19 protein-coding genes and 1 pseudogene are annotated in these 21,730 nt (G+C 77.2%); 11 read left to right on the top strand and 9 right to left on the bottom strand.

Translation table 11 applies throughout. The features are described 5' to 3' along the window. Window positions 1-113 precede the first annotated feature (113 nt). From ABZ783_RS07815 to ABZ783_RS07785, 7 genes are all read right to left on the bottom strand, one after another. The gene (locus ABZ783_RS07815) at window positions 114-1,277 is read right to left on the bottom strand and encodes a nucleotide pyrophosphatase/phosphodiesterase family protein (RefSeq protein ID WP_357435155.1); all 1,164 of its coding nucleotides are present in this window, start codon (window positions 1,275-1,277) and stop codon (window positions 114-116) included. After that, a complete protein-coding gene (locus ABZ783_RS07810; protein WP_198940229.1) occupies window positions 1,274-2,023 on the bottom strand; it encodes a methyltransferase domain-containing protein in 750 nt (249 codons plus the stop codon). Before ABZ783_RS07810 ends, ABZ783_RS07815 begins: the two co-directional genes overlap by 4 nt. Window positions 2,024-2,037: 14 nt before the next feature. Continuing rightward, entirely contained in the window at window positions 2,038-2,214 is a 177-nt protein-coding gene (locus ABZ783_RS07805) for a hypothetical protein (RefSeq protein ID WP_198940230.1), read from the bottom strand. A gap of 202 nt (window positions 2,215-2,416) precedes the next feature. Further along, a complete protein-coding gene (locus ABZ783_RS07800) occupies window positions 2,417-5,797 on the bottom strand; it encodes an error-prone DNA polymerase (protein ID WP_357435154.1) in 3,381 nt (1,126 codons plus the stop codon). Window positions 5,798-5,821: 24 nt separating this feature from the next. Then, window positions 5,822-7,543, bottom strand: a complete 1,722-nt coding sequence (locus ABZ783_RS07795; RefSeq protein ID WP_357435153.1) for a DNA polymerase Y family protein — start codon at window positions 7,541-7,543, stop codon at window positions 5,822-5,824. 76 nt (window positions 7,544-7,619) lie between these two features. Next, window positions 7,620-8,384 (bottom strand): hypothetical protein, encoded by a 765-nt coding sequence (locus ABZ783_RS07790; RefSeq protein WP_357435151.1) that lies wholly within the window; start codon window positions 8,382-8,384, stop codon window positions 7,620-7,622. Between the two features lie 143 nt (window positions 8,385-8,527). Beyond that, complete coding sequence (locus tag ABZ783_RS07785; protein ID WP_357435149.1) at window positions 8,528-9,025, bottom strand: SAV_6107 family HEPN domain-containing protein; 498 nt, start codon at window positions 9,023-9,025, stop codon at window positions 8,528-8,530. A 375-nt stretch (window positions 9,026-9,400) separates the two neighbouring features. Here ABZ783_RS07785 and ABZ783_RS07780 point away from each other — a divergent pair. The 9 genes and pseudogenes from ABZ783_RS07780 to crtI form a co-directional block, all read left to right on the top strand. Continuing rightward, window positions 9,401-9,955: pseudogene (locus ABZ783_RS07780) on the top strand (ferric reductase-like transmembrane domain-containing protein); the annotation flags it as partial. Window positions 9,956-9,983: 28 nt separating this feature from the next. After that, window positions 9,984-10,796 carry an FAD:protein FMN transferase gene (locus tag ABZ783_RS07775; protein ID WP_357435147.1) on the top strand — a complete coding sequence of 271 codons (813 nt, stop codon included), beginning with the start codon at window positions 9,984-9,986 and terminating at the stop codon, window positions 10,794-10,796. Between the two features lie 104 nt (window positions 10,797-10,900). Further along, window positions 10,901-11,647 carry a TetR/AcrR family transcriptional regulator gene (locus ABZ783_RS07770; protein WP_357435321.1) on the top strand — a complete coding sequence of 249 codons (747 nt, stop codon included), beginning with the start codon at window positions 10,901-10,903 and terminating at the stop codon, window positions 11,645-11,647. Between the two features lie 110 nt (window positions 11,648-11,757). Then, window positions 11,758-12,246 (top strand): YbaK/EbsC family protein, encoded by a 489-nt coding sequence (locus tag ABZ783_RS07765; protein WP_357435145.1) that lies wholly within the window; start codon window positions 11,758-11,760, stop codon window positions 12,244-12,246. A 67-nt stretch (window positions 12,247-12,313) separates the two neighbouring features. Further along, window positions 12,314-13,045 (top strand): monooxygenase, encoded by a 732-nt coding sequence (locus tag ABZ783_RS07760; protein ID WP_357435144.1) that lies wholly within the window; start codon window positions 12,314-12,316, stop codon window positions 13,043-13,045. Next, the gene (locus ABZ783_RS07755; RefSeq protein WP_357435143.1) at window positions 13,042-13,620 is read left to right on the top strand and encodes a GNAT family N-acetyltransferase; all 579 of its coding nucleotides are present in this window, start codon (window positions 13,042-13,044) and stop codon (window positions 13,618-13,620) included. Before ABZ783_RS07760 ends, ABZ783_RS07755 begins: the two co-directional genes overlap by 4 nt. After that, window positions 13,617-14,462 carry a carotenoid biosynthesis protein gene (locus ABZ783_RS07750; RefSeq protein ID WP_357435141.1) on the top strand — a complete coding sequence of 282 codons (846 nt, stop codon included), beginning with the start codon at window positions 13,617-13,619 and terminating at the stop codon, window positions 14,460-14,462. The genes ABZ783_RS07755 and ABZ783_RS07750 overlap by 4 nt, the downstream gene beginning before the upstream one ends. A gap of 70 nt (window positions 14,463-14,532) precedes the next feature. Continuing rightward, window positions 14,533-15,660, top strand: a complete 1,128-nt coding sequence (locus ABZ783_RS07745) for a glycosyltransferase family A protein (protein ID WP_357435139.1) — start codon at window positions 14,533-14,535, stop codon at window positions 15,658-15,660. Between the two features lie 11 nt (window positions 15,661-15,671). Continuing rightward, on the top strand, window positions 15,672-17,162 hold the full coding sequence (gene crtI, locus ABZ783_RS07740; protein WP_357435137.1) for a phytoene desaturase family protein: 1,491 nt from the start codon (window positions 15,672-15,674) through the stop codon (window positions 17,160-17,162). Window positions 17,163-17,171: 9 nt separating this feature from the next. Here the strand turns inward: crtI and ABZ783_RS07735 are convergent, their stop codons facing one another. Together ABZ783_RS07735 and metF are read right to left on the bottom strand one after the other, a co-directional pair. Then, on the bottom strand, window positions 17,172-17,897 hold the full coding sequence (locus ABZ783_RS07735) for a CDP-alcohol phosphatidyltransferase family protein (protein WP_357435135.1): 726 nt from the start codon (window positions 17,895-17,897) through the stop codon (window positions 17,172-17,174). 45 nt (window positions 17,898-17,942) lie between these two features. After that, entirely contained in the window at window positions 17,943-18,860 is a 918-nt protein-coding gene (metF, locus tag ABZ783_RS07730) for a methylenetetrahydrofolate reductase [NAD(P)H] (RefSeq protein WP_357435134.1), read from the bottom strand. 224 nt (window positions 18,861-19,084) lie between these two features. Here metF and ABZ783_RS07725 point away from each other — a divergent pair, with 224 nt between their 5' ends. After that, window positions 19,085-20,572, top strand: coding sequence for a helix-turn-helix transcriptional regulator (locus ABZ783_RS07725; protein WP_357435132.1), 1,488 nt, complete (start codon window positions 19,085-19,087; stop codon window positions 20,570-20,572). A gap of 9 nt (window positions 20,573-20,581) precedes the next feature. After that, window positions 20,582-21,664: a polyprenyl synthetase family protein gene (locus tag ABZ783_RS07720; RefSeq protein ID WP_357435131.1), complete on the top strand. Its 1,083-nt coding sequence runs from the start codon at window positions 20,582-20,584 to the stop codon at window positions 21,662-21,664. Window positions 21,665-21,730: the final 66 nt, after the last annotated feature.

Raw genomic sequence — 21,730 nt, 5'->3', positions numbered from 1 at the left:
CCGGTCCGACAACCCGCCCGCCGCCCCGCCCGAGACGAGCCGCCCCGGCGGCGACGCCAGGCCCCGGCCGACCGTGCAGCTGCGCGGATCTTGCGGGCGCAGGGGCGGGCGGGTCAGCCGCGGATGGTGAGCAGTGGGATGGTCATCTCGGCGGCGGTGTCGGCGCCGTGGTACGCCACCAGCCGCGACTCCATCGGCTTCTCCGAGCGGGTGGCGACCACGGCGTACGTGTCCCGGCAGACCACCACCACGTCGCCGATCCGCTGCAGGTGCTCCTCGGCCACCGGCCCGAACCAGCCGGTGGCCACCGCCTCGTCCCGGGTCGTCACCCACGCGGCGCCGTCCAGCACCGCCGACCAGGCGGCCACCACGTCCGCGGTGGCGCCCGGCTCGACGTGCAGGTAGCGGACCCGGGGCTCGCCGGCGACCACCCGGACCCCGGCCCGCAGCCGGGGATCGGTGTCCAGGTCGATCCGGTGGCCCGCCGGCACGTTGAGCTGCCCGTGGTCGGCGGTGACCAGCAGCGCGGCGTCCGGCGGCAGCCCGTCGACCAGCCGGACGAGCAGCCGGTCCACCTCGGCGGCGGCCAGCCGCCACGGCACGGAGTCGACGCCGCTCAGGTGTCCGTGCCGGTCCAGGTCCGGGTGGTACCCGGAGACCAGGGTCGGCCCGGTGCCGGCCGCGAGGGCGGCGAGCATCTGCCCGGCGAGCGCGTCGACCCCGGACGCCCCCCGGTAGTCGCCGCCCCGGTTCGCGGCCAGGGTCAGGCCGCTGCCGCCGTACTCGGGGCGGCTGACCACGGTCACCGCGACCCCGGCGGCGCGGGCCCGCTCGTACTGGGTGGGGACGGGCTGCCAGCGCAGCGGCTCCGGGTCGCCGGCCCACTCGATGTGGCTGAGCACCCGGTCGGTGTCCGGGACCCGGACCTTGAAGCCGAGCACCCCGTGCGCGCCGGCGGCCACGCCGGTGCCGAGGGTGACCAGGCTGGTCGGGGTGGTGGAGGGAAATCCGGAGGTGAGCGGGGTGCCGACGGTGGCGGCCAGCCCGGCCAGGGTCGGGGCGTACGGGGTGGCGGCGGGGATCTGGTACCAGCCGAGCCCGTCAACCAGCAGGACCGCGATCCGGCGTACCCCGGCCAACCGGGGCGCCAGACCGAGCAGGTCGGCCGTGCCGGGCACGCCGAGCACCGCGAGCGCGCTGGGCAGGACGTCGGCGAGGCTGCCGCCACCGTAGCGGGGCGCGACCGGGGCGAGCGGATCCACCGCCGGGCCGGTCATACCGGGCGGCGGGCGAACAGGTGCAGTTGGGCGGCGATGTCCCGGTACGGCGGCCGGGCCGCCAGGGCCCGTTCCAGCTCGACCAGGGCGGCCGGCTGACCGTCCGCCACGGCGGCGGGCAGCAGGTCGGCCAGGACGCGTACGCCGTGGATCTCCTCGACGGTGAGCCCGGCGGCGCTGAGCAGGGCGGCGGCGCCCTCGGCGTCGTACCGCCGGCGCAGGGTGTCCCGCGGGCCGGCGCTGCCGTCCGGGTCGGCGGCGAGCGCGGCGGCCACGTCGAGGTGGCCGTTCATCGCGCGGGTGAGTACGGCGGCGGCCCGCCCGGCGACCAGGACGCTGGCCGCGCCCCCGTGGCGCAGCGCGCCGACCAGGGCCGAGACCACCGACGCGGGGTCGTCGACGACCTCCAGGACGGCGTGGCAGAGCACCAGGTCCATGCTGGCCGGCTCGACCAGCCCCGCGAGCGCGTCACCGTCGCCCTGCACCGCGCGTACCCGGTCGGCGACCCCGGCCTCGGCGGCGCGGCGGGTCAGCGCGGCGAGCGCGTCGGGACTGGCATCGACCACGGTGACGTGGTGGCCCGCCTCGGCGAGCGGGACGGCGAAGCCGCCGGTCCCGCCGCCGACGTCGAGCACCGTGAGCCGCTCGCCCACGCGGCGCTGCAGCTCGGCCCGGAGCACCGCCCAGATCACGGCGGTACGGGGGGTCAGGGTTCGGGTCTGCTCCACCCCGCCGAGCCTAGTCACCCGCGCCAGCGGGGTCAGGACTCGCCGCCGCCGGCCGGGTCCTCCTCGGCGCGGGAGCGGTGGGCGTTGGCGACCGGCCCGTCCGTCACCGGGTATTCGTGCACCTCGGTGTCGTGCGCCGGGACCCAGTCCGCACCGAGCCGGGTCCGTCGGGCGTTGGCGACGCCGCGGTGGGTGTTGCTCCCCGTCATCGTTTTCCACCTTTCCCGCGTGGGCCGCTCTGCCCACGCCGGCGGACCGTATCTCCGGCCCGCCGATCCAGGAAACGGAAATGTGGCCCACGACATGCCCGCTGCCGGGCCGGTGTGGCGAAGGTCTCCACGACGTGGGCCTGGTGCCGGCCCGCCGTCGACGCCGGCACCGGGCTCGCCCCGCCGGCCGGCTGAGGCGAGGTCAGCGGAAGTCGCGGGAGGCCGGCGTGACCGGCGGGTCGATCGCGTCCAGCCGGTCCGCGGTGAGGCTGGTGACGCCCTCGTGCCGCTGCAACCGGCCCCGCACCACCAGCGCCCCGCTGGTGCGGGCGACCCGCCGGTAGCGCTGCCAGAGCCCCGGCGAGCAGGTGACGTTGAGCATCCCGGTCTCGTCCTCGAGGTTGAGGAAGGTGACCCCGCCCGCGGTCGCCGGCCGCTGCCGGTGGGTGACGATCCCGCCGACCCGGATCCGCTGGCCGGGCTCCACCCGGCCGAGCCGGGCGATCGGCACCGCGCCCAGGGCGTCCAGCCGGTCCCGGATGAACCGGGCCGGGTGGCTCTCCGGGGACAGGCCGGTGGCCCAGACGTCGGCGACCAGCCGGTCCACCGCCTCCATCCCGGGCAGGGTGGGCGGCGTCGCGCCGGTCACCGTGCCGGGCAGCCGGCCCGGCCGGTCCTGGGCCGCCGCGCCGGCGGCCCAGAGGGCCTGCCGCCGGGTCAGCCCGAAACAGGCGAAGGCGTCCGCGGTGGCCAGCGCCTCCAGCTGGGCGGCGGTGAGCCCGACCCGCCGGGCCAGGTCCGGCATGTCCCGGTACGGCCCGTGGGCCGTCCGCTCCGCCTCGATCCGCTCGGCCACGTCGTCGCCGAGGGTGCGTACGCTGCTCAACCCGAGCCGGACCGCCGGGCCGCCCAGCCCCCAGGCGTGCGGCGGCTCCCCCGGCTGGCTCCCCCACCGGGTCTCCGGCGTGGACTCCAGCACCGCCTTGGCGCCGCTGGCGTTGATGTCCGGCCGGCGTACCTCGACGCCGTGCCGGCGGGCGTCGTCGACCAGGGTCTGCGGCGAGTAGAAGCCCATCGGCTGGGCGTTGAGCAGGGCGGCCAGGAACGGGCCCGGGTGGTAGCGCTTGAGCCAGGAACTGGCGTACACCAGGTAGGCGAAGCTCATCGCGTGGCTCTCCGGGAAGCCGTAGCTGGCGAAGGCGGTGAGCTTGCGGTAGACGTCGTCGGCCAGTTCGCCGGTGATGCCCCGCTCGGCCATCCCGGCGTAGAGCCGGTCGGCGATCTGCGCCATCCGCTCCACCGAGCGCTTCGCCCCCATCGCCCGGCGCAGCTGGTCGGCCCCGGCCGCGTCGAAGCCGGCCAGGTCGATGGCGAGCTGCATGAGCTGCTCCTGGAACAGTGGCACGCCGAGGGTCTTCTCCAGCGCGTTGCGCATCAGCGGGTGCGGGAACGTCACCGGCTCCTGGCCGTTCTTGCGCCGGATGTACGGGTGCACCGAGCCGCCCTGGATCGGGCCGGGCCGGATCAGCGCCACCTCCACCACCAGGTCGTAGAAGACGCGGGGCCTGAGCCGGGGCAGGGTGGCCATCTGGGCGCGGCTCTCCACCTGGAACACCCCGACCGAGTCGGCCCGGCAGAGCATGTCGTAGACCTCGGGGTCGTCCAGGGTCATGTCGCCCAGGTCCAGGCTCATCCCGATCATGTCGTAGCCGTAGTGCAGCGCGGAGAGCATGCCGAGGCCGAGCAGGTCGAACTTGACCAGCCCGACGGCGGCGCAGTCGTCCTTGTCCCACTGCAGGACGCTGCGGCCGGGCATCCGCCCCCACTCGACCGGGCAGACCTCGATCACCGGCCGGTCGCAGATCACCATGCCGCCGGAGTGGATGCCCAGGTGCCGGGGGAACCTCTGCAGCTCGTTGGCGTACGCCACCACCTGCTCGGGGATGTCCGCCACGTCCACCGTCGCCACCGAGCCCCACCGGTCGATCTGCTTGCTCCAGGCGTCCTGCTGCCCGGGCGAGAAGCCGAACGCCTTGGCCACGTCCCGCACCGCCGACCGGGGCCGGTACGAGATGACGTTGGCGACCTGAGCGGTGTACTCCCGGCCGTACCGGGCGTAGACGTGCTGGATCACCTCCTCCCGGCGGTCGGACTCGATGTCCACGTCGATGTCGGGCGGGCCGTCGCGTTCCGGGGCGAGGAAACGCTCGAAGAGCAGCCGGTGCCGCACCGCGTCCACGTTGGTGATCCGCAGCGCGTAGCAGACCGCCGAGTTGGCCGCCGAGCCCCGGCCCTGGCAGTAGATGTCCTGCTCGCGGCAGAACGTGACGATGTCGTAGACCACCAGGAAGTAGCCGGGGAAGCCGAGGTCGGAGATCATCCGCAGCTCGTGCTCCAGCTGCGCGTACGCCTCCGGGTGCGCCTCGGGCGGGCCGTAGCGTTCCCGGGCGCCGTCCATGGTCAGCCGGCGCAGCCAGCTCATCTCGGTGTGCCCGGGCGGCACCGGGTACGCCGGCAGCTTCGGCGCGACCAGTTGCAGGTCGAAGGCGAGTTCCGCGCCGAACTCGGCGGCCCGGGCCACCGCGCCCGGGTACGCGGCGAACCGCGCCGCCATCTCCGCGCCGCTGCGCAGGTGGGCGGTGCCGGCGGCGGGCAGCCAGCCGTCGATCTCGTCCAGGCTGCGCCGGGCGCGCACCGCCGCCACGGTGGTGGCCAGTCGACGCCGGCCCGGGGTGGCGTAGTGCACGTTGTTCGTGGCGACCGTGGGCAGCCCCGCCGCGTCGGCCAGCTCGACCAGGGCGTCGTTGCGGTCGGCGTCGATCGGGTGGCCGTGGTCGGTCAGCTCCACCGCCACCGTCTCGGCGCCGAAGAGCGCGGTGAGCCGGTCCAGCTCCCGGGCGGCGGCGTCTACGCCCTCGGTGAGCAGGGCGCCGGGCACGTGCCCCTTGCGGCAGCCGGTGAGCACCAGCACGTGGTCGTGCAGCTCCGCCGCGACCTCCTCCAGCTCGCCGTAGACCGGGCGGCCCTTCTCGCCGCCGCGGAGCTGGGCGCGGGAGATGGTGGCGGCCAGCCGGGCGTACCCCTCGTGGCCGTGGGCGAGCACCAGCAGGTGCGACCCGTGCGGGTCGGGCTCGCCGTTCTGCGGGCCGGGCAGCCCGAGGGAGAGCTCCGCGCCGAAGACCGTCGGCAGGTGCAGCGCGCGGGCCGCCTCGGCGAACCGCACCACGCCGTAGAAGCCGTCGTGGTCGGTGACGGCGAGCGCGGTGAGCCCCAGCCGGGCGGCCTCCTCGGCCAGCTCCTCGGGGTGGCTCGCGCCGTCGAGGAAGCTGAAGTTGGTGTGCGCGTGCAGCTCCGCGTAGGGCACCGGGTCGTCCGGGCGGGGCAGCTCGGGCGGCTCGTACTGCTGCCGCTTGCGGCTCCACGCCGGGGAGTCGCCGCCGTCGGCGTCGACCGCGAGCGGGTCCACCACGTGCAGGTGCCGCTCGTCCCGGGACCGCCCCTTGCCGGACCGCCCACCGCGGGGCCGGCCGGAGAGCACCTGTTCCAGCTCCGACCAGGACAGATTCGGGTTGTGGAAGCTCACCGCCCCGCCCCGGCCGCTCGACGCTCAGTCATAGATCGCCTCCACCAGCCACTGGCCGCCCTCGACCGCGAGCAGCAGGGCGGCGCCGTCGGCCAGGCAGACCTGGAACCGGGCCCGGCGCCGGGCCTCGGCCGGTGCCCACCAGCGCTCGTCCACCGGCCAGGGGCCGGCCCAGCCGACGATCTCGGCCGGGCGGCCGGTGCCGACGGCCAGCCGCGCGGGCGCGGCGCTCACCGCCAGCCGGGCGCTGACCACGACCGGCTCACCGGCGGCGTCGTGCACGGTGGCCAGCAGCGGAGCCGGCAGCACCACGGCCGGCGCGGGTGGCGGCAGCCGCCCCGGCCACGGCGGGACAGGTGCCTTCCCACCCGACCGCGCGACACCACCGGCTCGCGCCGCGCCACCTGATCGCGCTGCGCGGGTCGGCTCGCCAGGAAGCCCCGACCCGTCCGGAAGCCCCGGCCCGCCCGGAAACGCCGGCTCGCTCGCCGGTACGGCCGGCAGGGGCGGCTCGCCGGGGCGGGCGGGCAGTCGTTCGTCGCCCCACGGGACCAGGCGTACCTGGTCGGCCGGGGAGCGTCCGCCGCCGAGCACCGGGGTGACCACCGCCTCGGGGCCGAGGATGCCCTGCACCCGGCTCAGCGCGCGGTGCGCCCGCTCCCGCTCCTCGCCGGTCTCCCCCCACAGCCCGGGTTGCAGGCCGGCCTGGGCGAGCACCCCGTCCGGCACCAGCCGCAGCCGGATGATGCCGGCGGTGGGGCGGGCCGGGCGGGCCCCGCCCCGGCCGTTGCTGCCGGAGAGCCAGCCGTCCAACTGCCAGCGCACCCGGTCGGCGATGGCCGCGGCGGTGAGCAGGCCGTCGTGCCGCCAGACCCGGTGCAGCTCCTGGCCGTGCGCGGTGACCGCCTCGATGCCGAGCCGGGTGCAGGCCAGCCCGTACGCGGCGAGCCGCTCGTGCAGCTGCTCGGCCAGCGTCCGGGCGGCGAACGCCGCGGCGTCGACCCGGTCGATCGGCTCGTCGTACTCGGCGGTGACGGTCAGGTCGGCCGGCGGCTGCCGGACCGCGAGCGGCCGGTGGTCCCGGCCGGCGGCGAGCCGGTGGGCCAGCGCCCCGTCGAAGCCGAACCGGGCCAGCACGTCACCGGCGGGCAGCGCGGCGAAGTCCCCGAGGGTACGCACCCCCAGCCGGCGCAGCAGGTCGGTCAGGGCCGGCCGGCCGAGCGCCTCGACGGGCAGGGCGGCCAGGAACTCCGCGGTCCCGCCGGGCGGCACGATGCGCCCGTCCCGGGCGGCCAGCCCGGCGGCGAAGACCCCGTCGGCGACACCCACCTGGCTCTCCACCGCACAGGTCTGGGCGACGTGCTCGACGATCCGCTCGGCCGCCGCCTCCTCCCCGCCGAGGTAGCGGCTCGGCCCCCGGGCGGCCAGCGCGCAGGCGCCGGGGCGGATCACCTCGACCCCGGCGGCCACCTCCTCGACGGCGGCCACCACCGGCTCGAACGCCCGGGCGTCCCGGCCGGGATCGTGGTCGACGACGGTGAGCTGCGGGCAGCGCCCCTGCGCCTCCCGCTTGCGCAGCCCCCGGCGTACGCCCTCGGCGCGGGCCCGCTCGGAGCAGGCGACCACCCGGTTGGCGTGCAGCACCGCGACCGGGTCGGTGGCGGGCACCCCGTCGACGATCTCGGCGGCGAGGACCGGCCAGTCCGGGCACCAGAGCAGCAGGGTCCGCACCGGCGCCCCGGTCATGCGGCCACCTCGCTCCGCTCGGCGGCCGCATGAGGCTCCACTGGGCTGTGCCTGATGATTCGCTCGCTGCGCTCGCTCATGCCGACCCGACCGCGGTGCGGGGCCGGGCGGCCGGGGCGGGCGACGCCACCACCCGGAGCCGGGGCGAGGTGGTGCGGGCGGCGGCACCGGCCGCCCGGGGGATGACCCGGGTCAGCTCGTCGCCGGGCAGCCAGACCTTGATCTCCTTGGGGCGGGCGGCCGCGCCCCGCCCCCGGGCCGAGACGGTCACCTCCCGGCGGCGCAGCCGCCCCCGGCCCGGGCCGAGCCCCTCCCAGACCCCGCGGACCACCTGGAGCGTGACGTCCGCGCCGTCCCACCGGCCGTAGGGGACGAGCACGCTGCCGCGTTGCCGGGCCCGGGCGGCCAGCCGGTTGGCGACGGAGGCGGAGACCGTGGCCGGCACGGCGGTGACCACCACGTCGACCCCGTCGATGAGCGCGGCGACCACGGTGGGCCACTCGGGCCCGGGGTGCGGCACCAGGGCGAGCCGGTCCAGGGCGATCCCGGCCTCGGCCGCCGCGCCGGCCCCGAAGGTGGGCACGCCGACCACGGCGCACCAGGAGCCGGCCCGGGACGCCTCGGCGAGCAGGGCGAGGATCAGCGACGTCCCGCCGCTACGCCGGGGCTGCCCGACGCCGACCGCGATGGTGCTGCCGCGCCGCAGCCCGCGGTTGGGCAGCAGCCCGGTCAGCTCGGGCCGGACGGGCAGCACCCGGTGGCCGCTCGCCGGGTCGGGCGCGCTCGCCGGGCGCACCAACTCGGCCAGCGCGGCGGAACCGACCACCATGCGGCCCGCCATCGGACCTACCCCCTGCCGTGTGTCGCCCACGGGTACGCCCCGTGGTGGTGCTGCTGGATCTCCATGTGCGGCGGACGTCGCCGGACCGGGTACGACGACGTCCGGCCACCCGCCTCCCCGCCGGGTGGCCGGACGTCGCCGGGTCAGGCGGCGGCTGCTCCGGGTCGCGGCGTGGCGTCGGCCCCGCCGAGCCGGAGCGGCCGGTGCAGACCGTCGAGCGCCGGTTGCCGGCCGAGCGCGGCCTCCACCACGGCCACGAACTCCTCGGCGGCGCGGAGCAGGTCGTCGGCCTCCCGGGCGCTGACCACCCGGGGGATGCCGGCCTCGGCGGCGGCCCGCTTGCTCGCCCCGGCGGCGAAGTAGCCGGCCCACTCGTCGAGCTCGGGGGCGACGGTGGAGAGCAGGACCCAGACGCTGGTGATCCGGTTGCGCCGGCCGGGCGCGGGGCGGGCGCGGGCGGCGAGCAGCGCGGCGGCGGCGCGCAGCGCCGCGAGGTGGGCGGCGGCGTACCGGAGGCCGTCGGGGCGGGTCCGGGCGGCCTCGGCCAGCCCGTGGCGGGCCACCGCGAGCAACTGGGCGGGGGTGCGGTGCGGCAGCACGTGCGCGGGCACCGTCGGGGCCTGGGCCGGACTGGTCGGCATGGTCTCTCCTCCGCGTGGGCCGGGGCGGGGCGGCCGCGGGACGGATCGGATCCGCCGGCGGGACGCCCGGAGCGGGCGGTGCGGAGGAAGACGCACCAGGTGGGGGCCGGCCGGGTGTGGACGCTTCCCCACACCACACCCGGCCGGCGTACCGGCGGGTCCGTCGCCCGCCGCCCGGGGGTCGTGGGCGGCGGGCGACGATCCTGCCTGACGGGTCCGGACTCGCGACTGTCCGGAGCCCGGTGCGGTCCGCGGAACCGCACCTCCCCGGGAGCCGGCGCCGCGAAACACCCCTCCCGGGCGTTGGAACGAGCGTACGACCGAATCGAACACTCGTTCTAACTGCCCTGACAGTACACCTCCCCTCCGACGAAAATGCAACGTGTGACGCGCCCGGGCGTGCCGATCACCCGGACCCGGCGCGTCGCCCGGGACACGCGAGAGGCGAGCCGGATTCTCAGCCGGCCCACAGCTTCGGCAAAGGGCGCGTCGAGTTCCCCGGCCCAGAGTGGGCTTCATGAACGTGAGCCGAACCGAAGAAACCCGCCGGTGACCGCCGCCGTCGCCGACCGGCGGACCGGGCGGCGTACCCTGCCGGCGGTCCCCGCCTGGTGGGCCGACGTCGCCGGCACGGCCGCGGTGCTCAGCCTGCTGGTCGTCACCGCCCTCTGGACCGCCGACCGCGGGGTGCAGGAGCTGCTGGGGGGCCTCGCCACCGGCCTCACCTCGCTCGGCCGGCTCGCCGGTCTGGTCAGCGCCGACCTGATGCTCGTCCAGGTGGTGCTGATGGCCCGGGTGCCGCTGATCGAGCGGCGCTTCGGCCAGGACCGGATCGCCCGCTGGCACCGGCTCGCCGGCTTCACCTCGTTCCACCTGCTGCTCGCCCACGTGGCGCTGACCATCATCGGGTACGCCGGCACCGCCCGGCAGGGCGTGCTGGCCGAGACCTGGGACCGCGATGAACCTGACGATGGAACTGGACCGGCGGGCCTGGGTGGTGCAGGTGATGGGGCTGCCGGTGAGCGTGCACCTGCGCGGGCCGGAGGTGCACACCGACGCGGTGGCGGCGCGGGTGGAGCGGGTCTTCGCCGAGCTGGGCGAGGTGGACGCGGTGTTCAGCACGTACCGGCCGGAGAGCGTGCTGGGCCGGCTCGGCGGCGCGCTGCCCGACCCGGCCACCGCCGAGCCGGTGGTGCGCGAGGTGGTGGAGCTCTGCGAGCTGGCCCGCGCCCGCACCGGCGGCTGGTTCGACGCCCGGCGCCTGTCGCTGCCCGGCGGCGGCACCGGCTTCGACCCGTCCGGGCTGGTCAAGGGATGGGCAGTGGAGCGCGCCGCCCGGCACCTCGCCGACCTGCCCGAGCACGACCTCTGCCTCAACGCCGGCGGGGACGTGCTGCTGCGTACCGCGCCGGGCCGGCCGGCCTGGCGGGTCGGGGTGGAGGACCCCGACCACCCCGAGCGGATGCTCGACGTGATCGAGCGGGCGGGCGGCGCCGTCGCCACTTCGGGCACCGCGCGGCGCGGCGCGCACATCCTGGACCCGCGCGCCGGCCGGCCCGCCGCGACCGTCCGGTCGGTCACCGTGGTCGGTCCCGAGCTGCTCTGGGCCGACGTGTACGCCACCGCGGCCGCCGCCCGGGGCACGGACGCACTCGACTGGCTGGCCACCCTGGACGGCTACGAGGCCCTGCTGGTGGAGGCCGCCGGTCGGGTCCGGGCCACCCCGAACTGGCCCGGCTCTCGACCGGCGGCTCCGGCCCGCGCCGGGTAGTCGGGCAGGCCGGCCTCCCCCTCCCGGCTGAACTGCATCCGTCGGACACAGCGTACCCTAGACACAGTTTTGGGTCCGCGACAAGACCGGCCCGGAGGAGGATCATGGACCGGATGAACAGCGGGGCCGTCGACAACCGAAAGCTCTACGAACTGCTGTGGGGCCCGCGGACCCCGCCGCGCCGCGGCCCCCGCCCCACCCTCACCCTCGCCGTGATCGCCCAGGCCGGCATCGCCATCGCCGATGCCGAGGGGTTGGACGGACTCACCATGCATCGGGTGGCCGAGGCGTTGGGCGTCACCAAGATGGCGCTCTACCGGTACGTGCCCGGCAAGGCCGAGCTGGTCGCCCTGATGCTGGAGGCGGCGGTGGGTGAGCCACCCCTGCCGCCCGAGGGCGCCGACTGGCGCGGCCGGCTCGACGACTGGACCCGGCAGATGCTCTGCCGGTTCCGCCGCCACCCGTGGGCCCCTGCGGCCACCTGCGGCCCCCGGCTGCACGGCCCGAACGAGCTGGCCTGGCTGGAACGCGCCGTCGCCGCCCTCACCGGCACCGGGCTGACCGGCGACGAGCAGCTCGACGTCGTGGTGCTCCTGGCCGGGTACGCCGCCAACCTGGCCCAGCACGCGTCGACCACCGTCGACACGCCAAGCCAGCACAGCGAGGCCGGACTCGTCGCGCTGCTGCGCGGCCGTGCGGACCGCTTCCCGTCGCTCGACGCCGCCGTGCGCTCCGCCGCCCACCAGGCCGACGGCGACCAGGCCCTCGACTTCGGGCTCGCCCGCATCCTCGACGGCATCGAGGCGCTGATCACCGCCCGCGCCGCCGGACGGATCCCACCGCGGTCATGACCCGGCCGTCCGGTTCGTCGGGACGGCGACCTCCGTGATCACCGGCGCCGGTCACGGACGTGGCGTGGCCGGGTGAACCGGGCGGCAACCGAACCGGGAGAATGAACGGCATGCAGCCACACCCGAACGTGCAGGCGGTGCAGCGGACGCTCGACGACGCGGACGCCCGCGACGGCTCCGGCGGGCCGAGCCGGGTCCGCCTGCTGCCCGCAGCGGTGCACACCGCCGCGGCGGCCGCCGAGGCGCTCGGCGTCGGCGTCGGCGCCATCGCCAACTCGCTCGTCTTCGACGCGGACGACGCGCCGCTGCTGGTGCTCACCTCGGGCGCGCACCGGGTGGACACCGCCGGGCTGGCCGCGTCCCTCGGGGTAACCCGGCTGCGCCGGGCCAGCCCGGAGTTCGTCAAGCGGCACACCGGTCAGGTGATCGGCGGGGTCGCCCCGGTCGGCCACCCCCGGCCGCTGCGCACCGTGGTCGACACCGCCCTGCGGGCGTACGACGAGGTGTGGGCGGCCGGCGGCGTGCCGCAGGCGGTCTTCCCCACCACGTACGCGGAGCTGCTGCGGATCACCTCCGGCGCCCCCGCCGAAGTGGCGTGAGCGAGCGAACCATCAAGCTCAGCAGCGAGGCGGTTCGCGCCGCCGCGGGGCGAAGCGGGGCGGTGGCGTGAGCCCGCCGGGACTCGTCACGCTGCACGTGTGGCGGATCCACCCGGCCGCGGTGCCCGGTGCGCTGCTCCGGATGGCCGTCCACCCGCCGCGACTGCGCCGGGCCCCCGGCGTCCGGTTCGCCAAGCTGCTCGGCACCGGGACCGGCACCGGCTTCGGCCCCGGCGACGCCGACCCGACCCGGTGGGCCGCGCTGGTGACCTGGGACTCCCCGGCCGCCGCGGCCGGCTTCGACGCCTCCCCGGTGGGCCGGTCCTGGGCCCGGATCGCCCGCTCCTCGGCCCGCCTGGAGCTGCGCCCGTTGACCAGCCGGGGCGCGTGGTCCGGCCGCCGGCCGTTCGGCGAGCCGTCCGGCGGCCCGGTCACCGGGCCGGTGCTGGCGCTGACCCGGGCCCGGCTGCGGGCCCGCCGCGCGGTCACCTTCTGGCGGGCGGTCCCGCCGGTGGCCGCCGCCCTGCACGCCGCGCCCGGGCTGCTCGCCCGGTTCGGCGTCGGCGAGGCCCCGCTGGGCTGGCAGGGCACCGTGAGTGTGTGGCGCGCCCCGGCGGACCTCGTCGCGTTCGCGTACCGTCAGCCCGAGCATCGCGCCGCGATCACGCGTACTCCTGCCGAGGGCTGGTACGCGGAGGAGCTGTTCGCCCGATTCGCCGTCGACGACGTGGTCGGCGACCGCGCGGTGCTGGGGTGGGTCGCCGAGGGCGACCCGGAAACGGCGAGAGGACACGCATGAGGTTGGTGCGCTGGACGCCGGACGATCTGGTCCGGCGGCTGGACGACGTGGTGGCCGTCTACGGCGAGGCGATGGGCTACCGCGCCGACCTGCTGGAGGCCCGGCGCGGCTACATCGCCACCCACGTCCGCCGCCCCGGCTTCCGCGCCGTCGCCAGCCTTACCAGCGAGGGGCACCTGGCCGGCTTCGGGTACGGCTACCTCGGCGCCGCCGGCCAGTGGTGGCACGACCAGGTGCACCGGGCGCTGGACACCGAGGCGCGGCAGCGCTGGCTGCCCCACTGCTTCGAGGTGGTCGAGCTGCACGTCCGCCCGCCCGCGCAGGGGCACGGCCTCGGCGCCGGCCAGCTGCGCGCCCTGCTCACCATGGCGGAGGGGACGACCACCCTGCTGTCCACGCCGGAGGCCGACGAGCAGAAGTCCCGGGCCTGGCGGCTGTACCGGCGGTTCGGCTTCGTCGACATCCTGCGCAACTTCCACTTCCCGGGGGACGAGCGACCGTTCGGCGTGCTCGGCCGGGACCTGCCGCTGCCCCCGCCCGGCCCCGGCGGCGCCCCCGCCCCGGCCGGGCCGTGATCCGGGGCCGGCTGCCCTGGGCGCTGCTGGCCGGCCTGGTCCTCGCCCAGATCGGCTACCCGCTCACCGCCGGCGCCACCCGGGCCGGGCTGACCGTGGCCACCGTCGTGCTCGGATACCTGCTCTCCGTCGGGCACGCGCTGCTCACCCGCGGTACGCGTACCGCGGTCGCGCTGGTCGCGGTGGCCACCGGCGGCGGGTTCGCCGTGGAGGCGCTCGGGGTGGCCACCGGCTTCCCGTTCGGCAGCTACGACTACTCCGGCGAGCTGGGCCCGAAGCTGGCCGGAGTGCCGCTGATCATCCCGCTGGCCTGGACCTGGATGGCCTGGCCGGCCTGGCTCACCGCGGTCCGGCTGACCCGGCCGGCCACCGCGGGCGGGGCGCGTTTCCGCCGCGCCGGCCGGATCGCGCTGGCCTCGGTCGGGCTGGCCGCCTGGGACCTCTTCCTCGACCCGCAGATGGTGGCCGAGGGCTACTGGGTCTGGCGGGAGGTCGGCGCCGCCCTGCCCGGCCTGCCCGGCGTCCCGGCCAGCAACTACCTCGGCTGGCTGCTCTTCGCGCTGCTGCTGGCGGCGGCGCTGCGGCCGCTCGCCGGGCCGGCCGTCGACCGCACCGACGGGCGGGACGCGCCGATGTTCGCGCTCTACCTGTGGACGTACGCCGCCAGCGTGCTGGCGCACGCGGTCTTCCTCCGCCTGCCGGCCTCGGCGGTGTGGGGCGCGGCCGGCATGGGAGTGGCCGCCGTACCGCTGGCGGTGGCGCTGCTGCGGGCCCGCCGTCGCGTCCCCGAGCGCCGGGAGGTGGACGTGGCGGCCCGCCCCGGCGTCGACGCGCCGGCATGAGCGAGCGAAGGGAGCGAATCGGTCAGCTCGGCGTGTGTCCTGGCGTCGCCGACCGTAGGGAGGGGACGACATGAGCGTCGTCGTCGCCCTGGCCGTCGCGGTCGCCGCGCTCACCGCGCACACCTGGGTCAACGCCACCCGCTGGCTGCGCCGCCCCGCCGCCGGCCCGGTCGAGGTGACCGAGGCGGTGGCGGTGCTGCTGCCGCTGCGCGACGAGGCCGACCGGGTGGCGCCGTGCCTGCGCGCGCTGCTCGCCCAGCGCGGGGTGCCCGACCTGCGCATCGTGGTGCTCGACGACAACTCAGACGACGGCACCGCCGACGTGGTCCGCGCGGTGGCCGGCGACGACCCGCGGCTCACCCTGCTCAGCGGGGCCGCCCCGCCGCCGGGCTGGCTGGGCAAGCCGCACGCCTGCTGGCAGCTCGCCACCCGGGCCGGCCCGGCCCCGGCGGTGCTGGCCTTCGTCGACGCCGACGTGGTGCTCACCCCGTACGCGGTCGCGGCGGCGGTGACCGAGCTGCGCGAGGCGGGCGCGACGCTGCTGTCGGCGTACCCCCGGATCGTGGTGCGGACGGCGGCCGACCGGCTGGTGCAGCCGCTGCTGCAGTGGTTGTGGCTGACCTTCCTGCCGCTGCGCGCGATGGAACGCTCGCCGCGGCCGTCGCTGGCCGCGGCGGGCGGCCAGTTCCTGGTGGTGGACCGGGCCGGCTACCTGCGGGCCGGCGGGCACGCGGCGGTCGCCGACCGGGTCCTGGAGGACATCGAGCTGGCCCGGGCGGTGAAGCGAGCGGGCGGGCGGATCGCCCTGGCCGACGGCTCCCGGCTGGCAGCCTGCCGGATGTACGAGAACTGGCCGCAGTTGCGCGACGGCTACACCAAGTCGCTCTGGGCCTCCTTCGGGCACCCCGGTGCCGCCGTGCTGGTGGTGGCGCTGCTGCTCCTGCTCTGGACCGCGCCCCCGCTGATCGCGGTGGGCACGCTGGCGGCCGGCGCGCCGGCGGTCGCCGGGCTCGCGTTCCTGGCCTACCTGCTGGGCGTCGCCGGGCGGGTGGTCACGGCGCGGGCCACCGGCGGGCGGGCCTGGCCCGACGCGCTGACACACCCCGTGTCGGTCGTGGTCCTCGGTTGGCTGACCCTGCGGTCGTACCATCTGCGGAAGCGACGCCGGCTCACCTGGCGGGGTCGCCCGGTCGGCTAGGGGGGCGCGGCATGGCGCGGATCGTGGTCATCGGCGCCGGGGTCGGCGGGCTGGCCGCCGCCGCTCGGCTGGCGGTCACCGGGCACGAGGTCACCGTCTTCGAGCGCGCCGACACGGTCGGCGGCAAGCTCGGCCGGTACGTCCACGACGCCCCGGAGGGGTCGTACCGCTTCGACACCGGGCCGAGCCTGGTCACCCTGCCGCAGGTCTTCCACGACCTGTTCGAGGCGACCGGCGCGAAGCTCGACGAGTACCTGGACCTGGTGCCGCTGGACCCGATCGTCCGGCACGTCTTCCCCGGCGGCGGTCCCACGCTGGACTCGTGCGCCGACCCGGCCGAGTTCGCCGCTCGGATCGGCGCGGCGTTCGGGGACCGGGCCGCCGCGGACTGGCAGCGGCTCTGGCGGCGGGCCACCCGGGTCTGGACGGCGTCGCACCGGGACGTCCTGCGCCGCACCGTCGACTCCCCCCGGGACCTGGCCGCGCTGGCCTGGCGGCTCGGCGACCTGGCCGCGATCGGCCCCGGCCGCTCCCTGCGCGGCGTCGGCCGCCGCCACCTGTCCGACCCGCGGCTGCGGATGCTGCTCGACCGCTACGCCACCTACACCGGCGCCGACCCGCGCCGCGCCCCGGCCGCGCTGGTCGCCGTCCCCTACGCCGAGCTGGCGTACGGCGGCTGGTACCTGCGCGGTGGGCTGGGCAGCCTCGCCGACGCGCTGCTGTCGCGCTGCCTGGACCTCGGGGTGGTGGTGCGGACCGGGACCGCGGTCACCCGGATCGACGCGGCCGGTGGCCGGGTGCACGGGGTACGCCTCGCCGGCGGCACCGCCGGAGTCCCCGCCGACGTGGTGGTGGCCAACGTGGACGCGCTCACCCTCTACCGGGACCTGCTGCCCACCCCGCGCCGGCTGGCCGGGCTCACCGACCGCAGCCTGGCCGGCTTCGTCCTGCTGCTCGGCGTCCGCGGCGACTCCGGGCTGGCGCACCACACCGTCTTCTTCCCCCGCGACACTGACGCCGAGTTCGACGCGGTCTTCGGCGCCCCGGGGCGGGGGGTGCGGGCCCGGCCGGCCCTCGACCCGACGGTCTTCGTCACCGTGGCCGACGATCCCACCGTCCGCCCGGCCGGGCACGAGGCGTGGTTCGTGCTGGTCAACGCCGCGCGCCACGGCACCGCCGCGGGCGCGGTCGACTGGCGGCGACCGGGGCTGGCCGAGGCGTACGCCGACCGGATCCTCGACGTGCTCGCCGAGCGGGGCGTGGACGTCCGGGACCGGCTGGTGTTCCGCGAGATCCGTACGCCGGCCGACCTGGACGCGGCCACCGGCGCACCGGGCGGGGCGATCTACGGCACGGCGGGTGGCCTGCTGCGCCCGGCCAACCGGGGCCCGGCGCACGGGCTCTGGCTGGTCGGCGGCTCCAGCCACCCCGGGGGCGGGCTCCCGATGGTCACCCTGTCGGCCCAGATCGTCGCCGACGAGATCGGCCCGGCCTGGGCGTGAGGACCCCGGTCAACGGCCCGGGGTTCGGGTGGGCTGCTCGGCGGGTCGGTCGGCGTCGATCAGCGCGCGACGGACGGCGGCGAGGAGCTGCCCGAGGCCGTAGCCGGCCAGCAGCACCCAGACCGTGGTGACCATGGTGCTGGTGCCGGCGGTCACGTCGGTGTCGAGCAACCCGGTGAGCCCGGCGACCACCAGCCCGACCAGGGCCACGCACACCCGGGTGGGGCGCTCCCCCACGGTCACCACGCCGACCTCCCGCATCCCGGCGGCGATCGCCCGGGCCCGGACGTACTCGTGCAGCCAGGACAGGCCGCCGGCCGCGGCGACCAGCGCGCCCGGCGCACCGAGCAGCCAGAACGCGGTCAGCCAGGCGGCCTCACCGAGCCGGTCGGCGACCGAGTCGTAGACGTAGCCGAGCCGGGTGTTGCGGTTGGTGACCACCGCGACCGCGCCGTCGACGCTGTCCGCCACCGCGGCGAGCAGCACGAGCAGTGCGCCGAGGAACGGCCCGTCGCCCGGCCGCCCGACCAGCAGCGGCACGCCGACGCAGAGCAGCACCCCGACCACGGTCACCGGGGTCGGGCCGACCCGCAGCCGGCCCAGGATGTAACCCACGTGGTAGGAGAACCGCAGCCAGGCGCGGACCACCGGCGCGGCGGCGCGGGGGTCGAACCCGCCGTGCAGCCGCGCCCACGCGGCCGCGTACTGGTCCCAGTTCAGCTGTGTGCCCACCACGGAATCAACCGTAGAAGGGCGGTGCGGGTGGCGTGGGCCCGCTGGTCACACCCGCGCGGCGGTCTGGAGATGCTGCCAGACCTCGCGGGTGGCGGTGGACCGGTTGAGGGTGATGAAGTGGATCCCCGGCACGCCCTCGTCCAGCAGCCTCGCGCACATCTCGCTGGCCTGCTCGATGCCGAGCCGGCGGACCGCCTCCGGGTCGTCGGCCACCCGCGCGAACCGCTCCGCCAGGGCCGGCGGGAACGGCGCGCCGGAGAGCTGGACGGACCGCTCGATGGTGCCCAGCTGGGTCACCGGCATCACGCCCGCCAGGATCGGGGTGTCGCAGCCGGCGGCCGCCACCCGGTCCCGCAGCCGCAGGTAGTCGTCGGCGTCGAAGAACATCTGGGTGATGGCGAACTCGGCCCCCGCCTGGCACTTGCGGACGAAGTACCTCGTGTCGCTGGCCACGTCGGGTGAGCGCGGGTGCTTGTACGGGAAGGCGGCCACCCCGACGCTGAAGTCACCGGCGTCGCGGACCAGCCGGACCAGCTCCTCGGCGTACCGCACGCCCTCCGGGTGCCGGACCCACTCGCCGCCCGGGTTGCCCGGCGGGTCGCCCCGCACGGCCAGCACGTTGCGTACGCCGACGGAGGCCAGCCGGCCGATGACGTGCCGCAGCTCGGCGACCGAGTGGTTCACCGCGGTCAGGTGCGCCATCGGCAGCAGGGTGGTGTCGGTGGCGATCCGCTCGGTCACCGCGACCGTGGTGTCCCGGGTCGAGCCGCCCGCGCCGTAGGTGATCGAGACGAACGAGGGGCGCAGCGACTCCAGCTCACGGATGGCCTGCCAGAGCAGGCGCTCCCCCTGCGGGGTCTTGGGCGGGAAGAACTCGAACGAGAAGGTCGGCTGGCCGTCGCGGATCAGCTCCCCGATGGCCGGCTGAGGGTTCGGGAGGACCGAGGGAAGACCGAGCGCCACGTCCCGACTGTAACCGGCCCGTCCCGTCGTACCCAGGGTCTTCCCAGCCCGCGAGCGGAGCCGGGCAAAGCGTCGCACCCTGGGAGTAAAAAGGGGCAGCGCGGAGGGAGCCGGCCGGTAGCCGGTCCCCCGGGGCCCGCGCGGGGGTCAGCACGACCGGCGGCGCGCCGGGCCGGCACTGCCGGGCGTCCGCGTCGCACCGCGCCGATGCCCTCGGAGGACCGATGATCCCCGTCCCGCCACCCGGCCCGCGCCTGTTCGGGCCGCTCCTGGCCGAGCTGCGGTCAGCACGCGGCTGGAGCCAGCAGCGGGTCGCCGCCGAGCTCTGCGCCGCGTCCGGCGTGCCGACCCTGACGAGACACGAGGTCTCCCGGTGGGAACGGCAGCGCCGGCTGCCCGGCGACTTCTGGCTGGGCTGGCTCGCCGTGGTCCTCGGGGTGCCGGGCGAGCTGCTCGCCGAGGCCGCTGCGCACAGCCGACGGCTCGGCGCCGTGCCGGCGGCGGTCGACCGGGCCGGTTCCCGGGCGCGGTTGGCTCTGCTCACCCTGGCGCACCGCTGGGCGGCCGACCCGACCGGGGCGGCGCTGAGCGGTCCGCTCGCCGGCCACGCCCTGACCGGGCCGGCCGGCGGGGGGTCGCACCCCGACCGGGAGCCCGCCGGAGCTGCTCCGGACCTGGTGGCGGGCGAGCCGCCCCTGGCCGGGGTGACGGGCGGGCCGGCCGGCCCGGTGCCGGGCCGGCCGGCGGCGCCCGCCGGCGGCGACCTGGCCGAGCTGCGACGCTGGGACGACCTGCTGGGCGGGGCGGACCTGGCCGGCCACGGCGCCCAGCGGCTGCGCCGCACGGCCCGCGCGTTCACCGTCGCCGGGCCCGCCGGCCGCCGCCGGCTGCTGCCCGGGCTGGCCGAGTCGGCCCAGCTCGCGGGCTGGCTCGCGGCCGACGCCGGGGACCTGACCGGCGGCCTGGACGGCTACCGGCTGGCGCTGCGGGCGGCGGTGGCGGCCGGCGACCCCGCGTTCGCCGGGCACGTCCTCGGGTCGGCCAGCCACCTGCTGGCCGGCGCCGGGGACCCGGTGGGCGCGCTGACCCTGGCCCGGATCGGCTACGCCGGCGCCCGCGACGCCGCCTCCCCCGGGCTGCGGGCGCTGCTGCTGCACCGGGTGGCGTTCGCCGCCGCGCTGGCCGGCCGGCCGCGCGCCGCCCGGCCGGCCCTCGACGCCGCCGACCGGACCGGCGGGCCCGCGCCGGGCCGGGAACCGCCGTGGCTGTACTGGCTCGACGAGGCCGAGCTGGCCGCGCTGACCGGCCGCACCCTGGTCGCGCTGGGCCGTCCGGGGGCCGCCGTGCCGCTGCTCGGGCCGGCGGCGCGCGGGCGGGACCGGCCGCGCCGCGCCGCGGTCTACGGCGGCTGGCTGGCCCGGGGCTACCTCCAGCTCGGCGAGGTGGCGGGGGCGTGCGCGGTGGCCGGCGAGGCGCTGCTCGACGCCGTCCGGTCCGGCTCGCCCCGGGCGGTCGGCCAGCTCACCGAGGTACGCCGGCGGCTGGTCGCGCACCGCGACGAGCCGGCGGCCCGACGGTACGCGGGTCTGCTCGCGGCGGCCCGCCCGTACCTGCCGGTCGGCGCGGCGGGCGGGCCCGGGGCGGCGGGATCCCGTCGACCCCCGTCGAACCCCCGCCATGGCGGCACGACGCGATCGGCGGGGACCGGCTAGCGTTCACGCGTGACCCACGCTGCTCCCGTATCCCCCGTCGACCGCGCCGGCCTGCGCCAGCGGATCGACAAGGCCCTCACCGAGTTCCTCGCCGGCCAGCGCGGCTGGCTGACCGCGGTCGACGACGGCCTGGTGCCGGTCGCCGAGGCGATCGAGGCGTTCGTGCTGAGAGGCGGGAAGCGGCTGCGTCCGGCCTTCGCGTACTGGGGCTACCGGGGGGCCGGCGGGCTCGACTCCGACCAGGTGGTGGCAGCCCTGGCCGCGCTGGAGTTCGTGCAGGCCAGCGCCCTGATCCACGACGACCTGATGGACCGCTCGGACACCCGGCGCGGTGAGCCGGCCGTGCACCGGCGGTTCGCGGCCCGGCACCGGGCGGCCGGCTGGAGCGGCGACCCGGACGGCTTCGGTGACGCGGCCGCGATCCTCCTGGGCGACCTCTGCCTGGTCTGGTCGGACGAGCTGCTGCACGCCGCCGGCCTCGACCCGCGTACGGTGGCCCGGGCCCGGCCGGTCTTCGACGAGATGCGCACCGAGGTGACCGTCGGGCAGTACCTCGACGTGCTGACCCAGGCCACCGGGGACACCTCGCGGGAGCGGGCCGGCAAGGTGGCCCGCTACAAGTCGGCGAAGTACACGGTCGAGCGGCCGCTGCTGCTGGGCGCCGCGCTGGCCGACGCCCCGGCCGAGGTGCACGCGGCGTACTCGCAGTACGGGCTGCCGCTGGGCGAGGCGTTCCAGCTGCGCGACGACGTGCTGGGGGTCTTCGGGGATCCGGGGCGCACCGGCAAGCCGGCCGGCGACGACCTGCGCGAGGGCAAGCGGACGTATCTGGTGGCGGCGGCCCTGGAGGCGGTCGACGACGCGGGCCGGGAGCTGCTGCTCGGCGGGCTCGGCGATCCGGGGCTGGACGCCGCCGGGGTGACCCGGCTGCGCGAGCTGATCACGGCGAGCGGGGCGCTGGAGCGTACCGAGCGGCGGATCGCCGCGCTGACCGAGAGCGCGCTGGCCGCCCTCGCCACGGTCGACCTGGACACCGAGGCCCGCCAGGCCCTGGTCGACCTGGCCATCGCCGCCACCCGCCGCACCGACTGACCCCACCCCCACCCCACCTCCGTCCGTTGATCATGAGGTTGGCGGCTGAGTTGATCGCAGAAACTG

This window comes from Micromonospora sp. NPDC047738, from assembly GCF_040642675.1.
GTDB lineage: Bacteria > Actinomycetota > Actinomycetes > Mycobacteriales > Micromonosporaceae > Micromonospora.
Note: the sequence above shows the minus strand (reverse complement) of the source record. Positions and strands in the feature narration are given on the sequence as shown.